Raw genomic sequence first — 11,904 nt, 5'->3', positions numbered from 1 at the left:
ATCCATCAAGGGGTGAACAGGAGTTCACCCGGATCAAGGATGATCGACCATCGCCTCGGAGGCGTCCGACAGGAAGTCGGGATGGTCTTGGAAAAACCCGCTTCGGCGGGTTTTTTGTTGCCTGCAGAAAAGCTTTGCGCCGTACGCCGCCCCGCTCACAGCCAACCGCTTAACGCTTACCCTGCTCGAAGCGCTCTTGCAGCAAGTGTCGTGCAGTACCCGCATTGACGTAATCCGCAATCAACTCACCAAGCTCGTCTGGCTTGAGCTTTTTGCCGTCCCGGCTGAACCGCGCCAGCGCCAGAAGTACCCGGCGTTTTTTCCTGAACACTTTTGCATTCGGCGCAGAAAACGAACGTGAGACTCGCTCGGGTAAAGGCGCATCGTCTTGCAGATGCAGGGTCAGAAACGTGCCATAGGCCACATTCAGCTCAAAATCAGCGATGTGCTGGATCGGGACGGGGGACTTCAGGTTTGCGAAGACAAAGTGATCGGGCGTGAGCAGCAGAGCGGTCTTGTCAGCACGCAGACACATGCGCAGCGCAAATGGCAGCAGCGTCAGCATGAACGCCGCCAAGATGCCGCCCGCTATCAGCATAGAGTTGCGCTTCTCGGTCAGCCCCTGGGGAAATGACAGCGCTTCGGCTATCAGATAAATACCCAGCCCCAGCAGAGGGGCGAGGAATAGTGTTAGCAACAGCCCCCGCAGGCGAGCGCCCTCATGCAGAACGACATCACCGCTTACCGTTTTCGCGCGGGCACGCAGTTCGGTCACCACCTCAGCATCATTTGTCACGTGATGCTTGATGAAGTCCTTGGTAAGACGGGTGCGCAGTGCCTGGGGATTAACGAAGTAATGGTCCATCGCGGCGCGCGCCTGGGCCGCCACTACCGGCCGGGTGCCGCTGCGGATCGCCTCGTCGGCAGCAACCTGCAGCGCGGCGATACGTTCGCCGTTTGACGGGTGCGTATCCGAGGGATGCAGCAGCTGGACGGCCATTTCTTCGTCAGGCAGCGTGAATGTCTTGCCGGCCAGCTCGTGCAGCACGCTGTTCGGCAGATCCTTGGTAAACACCTCTCCGCGCCTTGGGTTGGTGGCCCGCGTGATATGCGTGTAGATCCGCTCCTGCAAAAGCGGGTCGATGGCCGAAATGCGCACCAGCGCCGAGGCAGCCGACGTATTGCCTGCCAGACTCGCCCCCGCGGCATCGGCGGCCAGCTCACGCACGCGGCTCCAGTGATTGACCGCGTGATCGAAGCTTTCCATGAAATACATGCCCAGCATGAACGCCGGACGCAGAATGGTGCGCTGTAGCCACCCGCTGACCATCATGTTTTCAGCGATCACCCCCAGGCTGCGACCGATGCCGTCGTAGATCGGCAGAAAGCGCAGGCTGTACTCGGTGTCTTCACCAGCGAAATGCGCCAGTTCGTGACCAATCACTGCACTCGTTTCAGCGGCATCGATCAGCCCAAGGTACAGGATCGGCACATGCAGAGTTCGCCCCTTGAGCACGGCGTCGGACGGCAGAAGGGAAACATCGCTCGAGGTGACGTAGAAGCCTTCGGTCATGCCCAGCACGATGTGATCAGGTGACAGCGCGCCAAGCCGTTCGGCCAGATCGCGAACATAGGCCCAGAGCACCGGTGCCTCTTCAGGCGTGACCTGCTGCCCCAGAACCTGCATCGCGGTGGGCTCGAACATGTGCAGCATGACGCCCAACTGCTTGCCCATCCGCCAGATCGAATACAGGCACGCAGCGACCAGCATCAGCACGACGATGATCAGCTTGAGTTCGCCCGCGGACATGCGCCCCACATGCCACAGGCCCAGGGCTTCGAAACAGAGGATTGCAGACACCGCCGCGCCCATGGCAACAATGTGCCCCACCAGGACGAACGGCAGAATCCGCCTGACCCTGCTGAAGGTGTGCAGCAATCGCTCGCGGGATTGACGTGCGCGTGCGCCGGCCCAGTTGAGCCCTGCCAGCCCGATGCCGCCGACCAGAGCCGCCAGCAGGCACAGCGCGATGACGGCGCGTGCCAGCCAAATAGTGACACTGCCCAGCACCACTACGAAATCGAGGCCCTGCTCTGCCTCATGGAGACGCGACAGAGCCTCCTTGAGGGTGATGTTTTCTCCGTCCATATCCATCGTTCGCGTGAGGGCGTCGGGCGACCTGGCAAGCCTTTCGAAATAGGGACGGGCATGCGCAAGGTCGGCCTGGATCTCGGTCAGGCGCTCGGTGTTTTCGACACTGCGCTGCAACTGCCAGACACCGATGAGGTTCAGGCCCAGAGGGAGCAGGATGAGTACAGCAATGAGCTTGTAGATTTTCATGAGGCAAGGCTCATAGAGGTGCGTCGCCGCTGGCTATCCTTAGCGCACACTAAGTCCGTCAGGCAAAACGCTTTTGGCGTCTGCGTGCATGCGCCCTGCCGTTGCTCGAGTACACGCGTGAGGGCGCTGGCGGCGTTATACCCTGATTTGCAAAATGATGTAACAAAGCTACCCGCCTGACCTGTGTCGACCCACCTGGATTCGTGCGCCTCAGCGCTCGCAGTGCCATCATTCCCCATCCAGAAAAAAACGCCTGTAAGGCGAGTCCGTACATTTACCCTCTTCAGAGCTTGGAAAACCTGCAAATAAGTTCATCTTTCTAAGCTTAATTTACCCCCCTGATCGGATCCAAATACCACCCCAAAGCCCTTTGAAATCAACACTTACAGTTACATTATGGGTGAAATTCAATACAATGATGGCTCATAGTCATCATTGCTTACTGTAACGAAACCGAGAAAATATCCACCGTCTGTAGGAACTTTCCTACTAAAAATAGTGCCATAGACCACACTGCTGGCTAGACGACATCTATATGCCAGCACGAACTCCTCCCTCATTGTGGCGGTGTGTCTCGCAGTGACACACATGGCAAAACCACTTCATGAGCAGGTGTGCAGTCGAGAAATTCGCAACTTTTCCCCGTCCCCGGTCTGATCCGGGAAACGGTCGTGAAGGGTTCAAGGACGATGTACCGATGACTCAGACGTTCGATATAGAAGCATTGATAAAGCTGCGCAAGCAGACGCGCGCTATCTCCGACGCGCTCAAGGTGCAGGCGTCCGACTATCTGTCGACCCTCGCGCTGTTGATACGCCCGCAGACATTCTTCGGTGAATACCTGCAGGGTGCGCAGCGCAGCAGCGGCCGCGAGACTCAGCACCATTTCAAAGAGCTCAAGGAGCTCTATGACCGCATTGCTTCGGCAGAGCCGTTCAAGCTGGTCAATGAACTGGAAGTGCCCCTGAACCTGATCAGCACGACGCCCGAGCTGTTCCCGCTCGAATACGACATGGTGTTGTCACAAAGCGGGCAGACCATTCGCATCACCAGTCCGGTGCGTTGGGTGGTGGGCTTCAACTCGTTCGATCTGGCGCAGTTTCGCAAGGTCATCAAAGACCCGAATCGCAGCAGCGCCGAGCTGTATCGCTACGTTGTGCATTATCTGGTGCTGTTCTATTGCCTGAGCAAGTCGCCGGGCATGAGCAGGCTGTTCGAAGGGCTGCGCTTCCCGGTCAGTTTCGAGCGATTGAAAGACTTCGGCGACCTGCCGTTCTGCGTGATCAGCTCACCGGTGCGCTCAGAATTGCCGGATGAATCGGTGATTCGCAACAGCACGCAGATCGCAGGCAATACCAGTTTCGAAGAATTGGTCGGACACGAAAACATTCTGGAAATGAACGATGAAATCCGTCAGCGTCTGCTGCTGACGATTGAAGGACTCTAATCGCGCCCGGCCTGCCACAGGCCCGGTACGCAAACGACTTGCAGCGAGTTGCTCGCACAGGAGATGACGATGGCGAAGAAGGAAAGTACCCAGCACAAACTTGACCGCGTTCGCGCGCCTCGGGTCCATATCACTTACGACGTGGACATCGGCGATGCTCAGGAAAAGAAAGAGCTGCCATTCGTTGTAGGCGTTCTGGGCGATTTCTCCGGCAACCCGCTGGAGCCGCTGCCCAAGCTCAAGGATCGCAAGTTCATCTTCATCGACCGCGACAATTTCAATGGCGTCCTGAAAGGCATCAAGCCGCGCCTGGCGTATCGCGTCGACAACACCCTGGCAAAAGACGGGACCCAACTCGGTGTCGAGCTGAACTTCAATGCGCTGGAAGACTTCGAGCCGCAGAACGTCGTGCGTCAGGTCGAGCCGCTGCGCAAGCTGCTGGAAGTGCGCAACAAGCTGGCTGACCTGCGTAACAAGATGGGTGGCAACGACAAGCTGGAAGAACTGCTGATGGACGTGTTGCAGAACACTGAAAAGCTGAAAACCCTGGGCAAGGAGTTCGGCCGTGAAGCCGCCGTTCCTGCCACCGACAGCAAAGAGTAAGGAGGAGCCTGACGATGACCGATAAGCAACCCGTGACTCAGCAGGACAGCGCTCTGGTTGAAGTTGAAAACTTCGCCCCGCAATCTTCCCTGCTCGACAGCATCATTTCCGAAAGCCGCGTTGCACGCTCCGAAACCGAGCGCACCCGTACCCGCGATCTGATCGGTGAGCTGGTGGCTCAGGTACTTGAAGGCGAAATGACGCCAAGCAAGGACCTGATTGCCGTGCTCGACGCGCGCATCGCCGAGATCGATTCGATGCTCTCCGAGCAAATGAACGAAATCATGCACGCCCGTGAATTCCAGCAACTGGAAGCGTCCTGGCGCGGCCTGAAGTATCAGGTTGACCAGACCGAGACCAGCACCACGCTGAAGATTCACCTGCTCAACGCGTCGAAAAAAGACCTCGTGCGAGACCTCAAGGCGTCGTCCGAATTCGACCAGAGCGCACTGTTCAAGAAGATCTACGAAGAAGAGTACGGCACCTTCGGTGGTGCACCGTTCGGCATGTTGCTGGGTGACTACGAGTTCAACCGCAACCCGGAAGACATGTACCTGCTGGAAGAGATCTCCCACGTGGCAGCCGCCGCCCACGCGCCGTTCATCTCGGCGGCATCGGCTGAGCTGTTCGGCTGGGACTCGTTCACCGACATGGCCGGCCCTCGCGACCTGGCGAAGATCTTCGACACGGTCGAATACGCCAAGTGGAAGTCGTTCCGCGCTTCTGAAGACTCCCGCTATGTCGGTCTGACCCTGCCGCACGTGCTGGGTCGTCTACCGTATGGCCCGGATACCACGCCCGTCGAAGAATTCAACTTCGTCGAAAGCGTCGATGGCCGTGACCACAACAAATACCTGTGGATGAACGCTGCCTACGCGCTGGGCACCCGTGTGACCGATGCGTTCTCCCGCTACGGCTGGTGCGTGGCGATCCGTGGTGTGGAAGGCGGTGGTCTGGTCGAAGGCTTGCCGACGCACACCTTCAAGACCGATGACGGTGAAATCGCGCTCAAATGCCCGACTGAAATCGCCATCACCGACCGTCGCGAAAAGGAGCTGTCGGACCTCGGCTTCATTCCGCTGGTGCACTGCAAAGGTACCGACTACGCCGCGTTCTTCGGCACCCAGTCGACCCAGAAGCAGAAGCAGTACAACACCGACATTGCCAACGCCAACGCGCGTCTGTCGGCGCAACTGCAATACATCTTCGCGACCTCGCGTATCGCTCACTACATGAAAGCGATCATGCGCGACAAGATCGGCAGTTTTGCATCGCGCAAGGATGTCGAGCTGTTCCTCAACAAGTGGCTGTCCAGCTACGTGTTGCTGGATGACACCGCCAGCCAGGAAGCCAAGGCCAAGTTCCCGCTGCGCGAAGCGCGTGCCGAAGTGTTCGAAGTTCCTGGCAAGCCTGGCGTCTACAAGGCCGTGACTTACCTGCGTCCGCATTACCAACTGGATGAACTGACGGCATCGCTGCGTCTGGTCGCCGAATTGCCGCAATCGACTCGCGGCTGATCCAACACTTAGCCAGGGAGGCAACATGAGTAGTCAACACAAGCTGTTGCCTTCATTGCTGGATCGATTGCTCGACGATCGTCCACATCAATCCGTGGAATCGTCATCGCAACGGTTGAGCTCGCTGGCCGATTACAAGGCCAGCATCGTTCGTGACCTGGAGATTCTGGTGAACACTCGCCAGTCTCTGGTCGCTAACGAGCTGGAAGGTTTCGCCAATCTGAGCGGCACCATCCTCGACTACGGTATGCCCGACTTCACCAGTAGAAGCGTGCTCGACCCACAGGATCGTCTTTTGATCCAGCGCCAGCTGGAAAAGGCCATCTCGGTGGGCGACCGACGCTTTCGCAGCGTGAAAGTCCAGTTGCTTGCACAACAGACCGGCCAACGCATGCTGACTTTTCGTGTGGACGCAGTACTGCGTCTGCAGGACATTTCGCGTCAGGTTTCTTTTGACGCCGTGCTGCAGGTCAACACTCAGGAATACAAAGTGCAGAACCTCAACTGATGCTCGACGATCTGCTGCCCTATTACGAGAAGGAACTCTCGCACCTGCGCTTTCTGGGCCAGGAATTTGCCGCTCAATATCCGAAGATCGCTTCGCGACTGCTGATTGAGGGCGACAATTGCGAGGACCCGCATACCGAGCGCCTGATCGAGGCGTTCTCGTTCCTGTCGGCGCGCGTGCATAAGAAACTCGATGATGAGTTTCCGGAAATCGTCGAGTCGTTCCTCGAGGTGCTGTACCCGCATTACCTGCGCCCTACCCCGTCGATGTCCATCGTCGAGTTCAACATGGGCAAGCAGGAAAAGGTCACCGAGTCCTATCGTGTGGCACGACACACCGAACTGCATGCCAATCCGGTGGATGGCATCGTGTGCAAGTTCCGGACGTGCTACCCGGTCGAGTTATGGCCGATTGCCGTGCAGAGCGCGTCGTTCATCGAAATGGAACGCTCGGCGTTCAACGGCCACAGCGCAGACCTGATTGCGCGTCTGCGCATTGGTCTGACGGCCACCTCCGACGTGTTGTTCGGCAAGATGGAGATGGACAGCCTGCGCTTCTTCCTCGATGGCGAAAGCACGCTCATGCACCAACTGTATGAGCTGCTGTTCAACAACCTGGCCAAGGCCACGCTGACCTTCGAAGACGAAGGCCGCACTCGCGAAGTGGTGCTACCAGCCGGTGCCTTGAAATCTGTCGGTTACGGTCTGGATGAAGGGCTGGTGGATTACTCGGAGCGCTCGTTTCTGGGTTACCGGTTGCTGCACGAGTACTTCACCTTCCCGGACAAGTTCATGTTCTTCGACCTGTCGGGCTTTGCGCGCATTCTGGCGGGCAAAGAGATCGCCAAAGTGGAGATCAATTTCTACTTTTCCGACTACGACCTGACGGACCGTCTGGCGCGCCTGACGCAGAACGTCAGCCGCAACAATTTCAAGCTCAACTGCACGCCGATCATCAACCTGTTCCGCCAGCAGGCCGAGCCGATCAAGCTGACCCACGTCCAGCATGAATACGCTGTCACGCCGGATGTGCGCCTGCAAAGCTCCGCCGAAGTGGTTTCGATCGATCGCGTGCGGCGGGTGAAGAAGATCAATGGCAATGACCAGGTCGGCACCTGCCATCCGTTCTTCGAACCACGTGGCGATCAAGGCCCGGGGCAGAGTTTCTGGATCGCTCGGCGCCGCCCTACGCAGAGCCGGCAAAGCGATGGCTCGAACATGTTCATCCGGGTCGTGGATCGGGATCTGGAACTGATCGATTCCAACAACGACACGCTCAGTATCCGTCTGACGTGCAGCAATCGCGACCTGCCATTGATGCTGCCTTTTGGCGGCGAGCGCGGCGATTTCAACATTCCGTCGAACTCGGTGATCAAGGACATCCGCTGCCTGCGCAAGCCGACGGCGACGGTGCGCGTGCCGCTGGGCAACGGCGTGATCTGGCGGCTTATTTCGCACCTGTCACTCAACCACATGTCGCTGGTTTCCAAGGGACGCGAGGTGCTGCTGGAGCTGCTGTCGCTTTACAACTACCGCAACGTGTCGGCGATCCGCAAGCAGATCAACGGGATCGTTTCGGTGAGCAGCGAGCCGGTCGTGGCACGCATCGGCCATCCGCGGCCGAACTTCGTGCGCGGCGTCGGCATCACGCTGAAGTTCGATGAAAGCCAGTACACCGGCAGTGGCGTGTTCCTGTTCGGCATGGTGCTTGATCACTTCTTTGGTCAGTACTGCTCGATGAACAGCTTTACCCAATTAACCCTTCGCACCTTGCAGCGCGAAAAGAGAGTGGTCCAATGGCCCCCGCGAACAGGCGATCAACCCCTGGTCTGATCGACCAGGCAAGGGCTGAGCCGCACCGATTCGAATTTTTCCAGTTGGTGCGTTTGCTTCGCCTGCACTACAGCAGGAACGGGCGTATGGACCTGGAAACCAGGCCGCACGAAGACCCTCTGCGCTTTCGTTCGCAGCTGTCGCTGAACTTCCCGGCCAGTGAAGTCAGCGACCTGCAGTTCGAACGCGAAGGCAAGCTCTCGGCGGCAGGTTTGCCGCTGTCCGAAGTGCAGGTCACGTTCATGGGCCTGGTCGGTCCTTCGGGCGTGCTGCCGCGCCCGTACACCGAGCTATTGATCGACCGACATATTCAGTATCGAGACGACGCTGCACATGCGTTTCTGGATATTTTTTCGCATCGCATGACCACGCTGTTTTACGAGGCGTGGCAGAAGTACAAGTTTTACATCGAGTACGAGCGCAACGGCACCTCGAACTTCGACCGTTATCTGCTCAACCTGGTGGGTTTCGGTCCAGAAGGCCTGAAGCAGAAGTTCGACAAGGGCGAGTCTCCGCTGCGCCGCGAACTGTTCAGCTACTTCTCGGGGATGTTCGCCCAAAAGCCGCGCAACGCCCTGAACCTTGAGGTCATGCTGAGTTTTTACTTCTCGCTGCCGTTCAAGATCCAGCAATTCGCCGGACGCTGGCTGAAGCTCGACAGCAGCCAGTGCACGCAGTTGGGCCGCAAGAATGCAGTGCTGGGGCAAAGCGCTGTGGCCGGCAATCACGTCTGGGATTACCAGTCGTGTGTACGTATCGAAATGGGTCCTCTGGAACTGGCCGATTACCAGCGTTTTCAGCCGGGCACCGAGGATTACCAGAAGCTTGTTGAACTGGTGCGTTTTTACATCGGTGCCGAACTGGACTTCCAGATTGCGCCGAAGCTCAAGCGCGAAGCTGTACCCGTGGCCCGTCTGGGTCGCCAAGGCAATGTATCACTGGGCTGGCTTGGCTGGCTCAAACGCCCCGGTGTCGACGTGGAGCCTTCCCGTTGCGCCGTTTTCCATATTCCTTTTGATGGGGTCTCCCTGTGAACCTGAAGTCCCTGTTCGCCAAGCTGAACGAAACGAGCCGCACTGCCACTGAAAGCGCTGCTGCGCTGTGCCTGTCGGAGAACCATTACGACGTTGAAGTCGAGCACTTGCTGCTGCAATTGCTCGATAACAACGACAACGATCTGCCAGTGATCCTGCGCCATTACGATGTGGTGCCTGATCGCCTGCAGGCACAGTTGGTCACTGCGCTGGGGACGTTCAAGAAAGGCAACACGCGGACGCCTGCGCTCTCGCCGCACATCACGCGCATGATCGAGCAGGCCTGGGTGCTGGCATCGATCGAGTTCGGTCAGTCACAGATCCGTACCGGCCATCTTGTGCAGGCCTTGCTGGATGACGATGCACTGCGTCGCGTGGTCATCGGCTCGGCGCCGGAGCTGGAGAAGATCAACGCTGACGACCTGCGCCTGAACATGAGCGCACTGGTCGAGGGCAGCCCCGAGACCAAGCTGAGCAAGCCACTGGCGAACGCCGACGCCAGCACGGGCGCCACCACCAAAGGCAACGGCAAGACGCCAGCCCTGGACCAGTACACCGTCAACCTGACCCAGAGCGCTCGCGATGGCCGGATTGACCCGGTGCTGGGACGCGAATTCGAAGTGCGGCAGATGGTCGACATCCTGACCCGCCGCCGCCAGAACAACCCGATCCTGACCGGTGAAGCCGGCGTCGGTAAAACAGCCGTGGTGGAAGGCCTGGCGCTGCGCATCGTGCAGGGCGACGTGCCGTCGGTGCTCAAGGGCGTCGCCATTCACACGCTGGATCTGGGCCTGTTGCAGGCCGGTGCCGGGGTCAAGGGCGAGTTCGAGAACCGCCTCAAGTCGGTCATCGAAGAAACCAAACGCAGCCTGCACCCGATCATTCTGTTTATCGATGAAGCCCACACGCTGATCGGTTCGGGCGGGCAAGCCGGGCAGAACGATGCCGCCAACCTGCTCAAGCCTGCCTTGGCGCGTGGCGAGCTGCGCACCATCGCCGCCACCACCTGGGCCGAGTACAAAAAGTATTTCGAGAAAGATGCCGCACTGGCTCGACGCTTCCAGGTCGTGAAAGTCGAAGAGCCTGACGAAGACAAGGCCATCCACATGCTTCGCGGGCTGCTGGCGAAGATGCAGGAGCACCACAAGGTCACCGTGATGGACGAAGCGCTGGTGCAGGCCGTACGCCTGTCCAACCGCTACATCACCGGCCGCCAACTGCCGGACAAAGCCGTCAGCGTGCTCGACACCGCTTGCGCACGCGTTGCCCTGGGCCAATCGGCACAGCCGGGAGCGCTGGAAGACTGCAAGCGTCACATCGACAACCTGAACGCGGAAATCGCCGTACTGGAGCAGGAAACCGCCAAGGGCAGCGACCACGCTCGCCGTCTGACGGCCCTGCACGAAGAGCTGAAAGCCGAACAGGAAACCCGCGAGTCGCTGGAGCAACAGTGGAAGCGCGAGCTGGAACTGGTCGAAAAACTTGGCGCACTCAGCGTTCCGGAAAGCGGCGAGCCTGATGCCGGGCAGATTGCCGCCGTACGCGCCGAACTGGCCAGCGTGCAAGGTGAGCAACCGCTGGTCCATGCACTGGTCGATGGCGGCACGATTGGCGAAGTGATTTCCGGCTGGACCGGCATTCCGCTGGGCAAGATGCTGCGCGACGAAATCGACACCGTGCAAAGCCTGCCCGCGCTGCTGGGCGAACGCGTGCTGGGTCAAGACCATGCACTCGAAGAGATCGGTAAGCGCATCAAGATTTCCCGTGCCCGCATGGAAGACCCGAACAAGCCGATCGGTGTGTTCCTGCTGCTGGGCCCGAGCGGTGTCGGTAAGACCGAAACGGCACTGGCCCTGGCTGACACGCTGTATGGCGGCGAACGTAACGTCATCACCATCAACATGTCCGAATACCAGGAAGCCCACACCGTCTCCAGCCTGAAAGGCTCACCGCCTGGCTACGTCGGTTATGGCGAAGGTGGCGTGCTCACCGAAGCCGTGCGCCGCAAGCCTTACAGCGTGGTACTGCTCGACGAGGTGGAGAAAGCCCACCCGGATGTGCTCGAGCTGTTTTTCCAGGTCTTCGATAAAGGCGTGCTGGACGATGGCGAAGGTCGCGAGATCAACTTCCGCAATACCGTGATCATCCTCACCTCCAACACCGGTACTGACCGCATCATGCAGTGGTGCCTGAACACCGAGCAGAAGCCGACTCCCGATGACATTGTGGAAGGCCTGCGCGACGAGCTGAATCAGGTATTCAAACCGGCCTTCCTGGGGCGCCTGACCATTGTGCCGTATTACCCGGTGCAGGACGCGATTCTGGAACGCATCGTCGGCCTGAAGCTGGAGCGCATCCGCAAGCGTTTCGAGCGCAATCATCAGGCGGTGCTGCGTTACGACGAAGCGCTGATCAAGGCTATCGCGTCGCGCTGCACGGAAGTCGACAGTGGCGCACGCAATATCGACAACATCCTGTCCAAGACCCTCATGCCGGAGCTCGCTCAGCGGGTGCTGGAGCGGATGGCGCAGGACAAGCCGATTCAGAGCCTGACCATCGGCCTGGGCAGCGATGGCGACTTCGCTTACACCCTGACCTGATCGATCACCCCATAGGTAAGAC

Annotated in this window: 8 protein-coding genes; 7 read left to right on the top strand and 1 reads right to left on the bottom strand. The window is 58.9% G+C overall.

Translation table 11 applies throughout. The annotated features are described in order from the left end of the window. Positions 1 to 169: 169 nt before the first annotated feature. Positions 170 to 2,341 carry a M48 family metallopeptidase gene (locus BLR16_RS25905; RefSeq protein ID WP_003372312.1) on the bottom strand — a complete coding sequence of 724 codons (2,172 nt, stop codon included), beginning with the start codon at positions 2,339 to 2,341 and terminating at the stop codon, positions 170 to 172. A gap of 697 nt (positions 2,342 to 3,038) precedes the next feature. Between BLR16_RS25905 and BLR16_RS25895 the strand changes: the two genes are divergently transcribed. The 7 genes from BLR16_RS25895 (at position 3,039) to tssH (ending at position 11,882) form a co-directional block, all read left to right on the top strand. Further along, positions 3,039 to 3,788: a hypothetical protein gene (locus BLR16_RS25895; RefSeq protein WP_002551426.1), complete on the top strand. Its 750-nt coding sequence runs from the start codon at positions 3,039 to 3,041 to the stop codon at positions 3,786 to 3,788. A gap of 69 nt (positions 3,789 to 3,857) precedes the next feature. Continuing rightward, on the top strand, positions 3,858 to 4,391 hold the full coding sequence (gene tssB / locus BLR16_RS25890) for a type VI secretion system contractile sheath small subunit (protein WP_003318241.1): 534 nt from the start codon (positions 3,858 to 3,860) through the stop codon (positions 4,389 to 4,391). A 14-nt stretch (positions 4,392 to 4,405) separates the two neighbouring features. After that, positions 4,406 to 5,908, top strand: a complete 1,503-nt coding sequence (gene tssC, locus BLR16_RS25885; RefSeq protein WP_003434824.1) for a type VI secretion system contractile sheath large subunit — start codon at positions 4,406 to 4,408, stop codon at positions 5,906 to 5,908. 25 nt (positions 5,909 to 5,933) lie between these two features. Next, positions 5,934 to 6,416: a type VI secretion system baseplate subunit TssE gene (gene tssE / locus BLR16_RS25880; RefSeq protein ID WP_003420335.1), complete on the top strand. Its 483-nt coding sequence runs from the start codon at positions 5,934 to 5,936 to the stop codon at positions 6,414 to 6,416. Then, a complete protein-coding gene (tssF, locus tag BLR16_RS25875) occupies positions 6,416 to 8,248 on the top strand; it encodes a type VI secretion system baseplate subunit TssF (protein ID WP_003434826.1) in 1,833 nt (610 codons plus the stop codon). The genes tssE and tssF overlap by 1 nt, the downstream gene beginning before the upstream one ends. Then, positions 8,212 to 9,282, top strand: a complete 1,071-nt coding sequence (gene tssG, locus BLR16_RS25870; RefSeq protein WP_092194606.1) for a type VI secretion system baseplate subunit TssG — start codon at positions 8,212 to 8,214, stop codon at positions 9,280 to 9,282. The genes tssF and tssG overlap by 37 nt, the downstream gene beginning before the upstream one ends. Continuing rightward, a complete protein-coding gene (gene tssH, locus BLR16_RS25865; protein WP_092194604.1) occupies positions 9,279 to 11,882 on the top strand; it encodes a type VI secretion system ATPase TssH in 2,604 nt (867 codons plus the stop codon). The genes tssG and tssH overlap by 4 nt, the downstream gene beginning before the upstream one ends. The last annotated feature ends 22 nt before the right edge of the window (positions 11,883 to 11,904 follow it).

The sequence above is a fragment of the Pseudomonas sp. BS3767 genome (assembly GCF_900099665.1).
GTDB classification, from domain to species: Bacteria; Pseudomonadota; Gammaproteobacteria; order Pseudomonadales; family Pseudomonadaceae; genus Aquipseudomonas; species Aquipseudomonas cerasi.
The sequence above is the reverse complement of the archived record's forward strand: the minus strand, read 5'-3'. Positions and strand labels throughout refer to the sequence as shown.